Annotated in this window: 1 pseudogene; it reads right to left on the reverse strand. The window is 66.4% G+C overall.

Going from position 1 to position 729, the window contains the following annotated elements:
* A pseudogene (locus EN964_RS39185) lies at nt 1-729 on the reverse strand (hypothetical protein); the annotation flags it as partial.

Raw genomic sequence — 729 nt, forward strand, 5'->3', positions numbered from 1 at the left:
AGTATGCCGTGCAAATAGGCCTTCTCGGTCTGGATCCAGCCGCTGTTTTCGACATTGACCTTGCCGCCGTTACCGCCAACGTTGCCGGACCCGCCCAGTGACAGGTTGACACTGACTTCCGATTCATCGGTGTGACCGGTGCTTTCGCCGGCGCCACCGGCGCCACCGCCGCCACCCACCGACTGTGCGAAGATGCCGATGGAACGCTCCTGCTGGGTCCAGATGCCGGCCGTGGCGAGATTGAAGACGTCGACTTGGAAAGCGCTGCCACCGCCGCCGCCTGCCCCGCCAAGCGCCCCACCGATCGCATATTTACCCAATACGCCCGATGTCGCCGAGCCGCCGACACCACCACCGCCGCCGATCGAGTTGGCGCTGATACCATACGAATCGGCGCCGTCGGTCACGATCAGGCTCCGGTTGGTAACAGAGACCGTGCCGCCATTGCCGGCACCACCCGCGGCGAGGCCGATCGCCGCGCCGATGCCGACGGACGTCTCGCCTTCGCTGCCTCCGCCAACGATCTCCTCGTCGGTCGAAGCCGCGCCGCCGCCGCCGCCGCCGCCGCCGACCGACATCGCCAGGATACCGATGGAATTGAAGCCCTGGGTCCGGATTACCCCGGAATTGTCGACATGCACGCCGGCGCCGATGACGTTGTTGCCGTCATCCAGGCGGAACAACGCCGCATCGTTGCCGGAGCCGCCCGAACCGCCAATGCCGACATTG

The sequence above is a fragment of the Mesorhizobium sp. M7A.F.Ca.CA.001.10.2.1 genome (genome assembly GCF_003998575.1).
Taxonomy (GTDB): domain Bacteria; phylum Pseudomonadota; class Alphaproteobacteria; order Rhizobiales; family Rhizobiaceae; genus Mesorhizobium.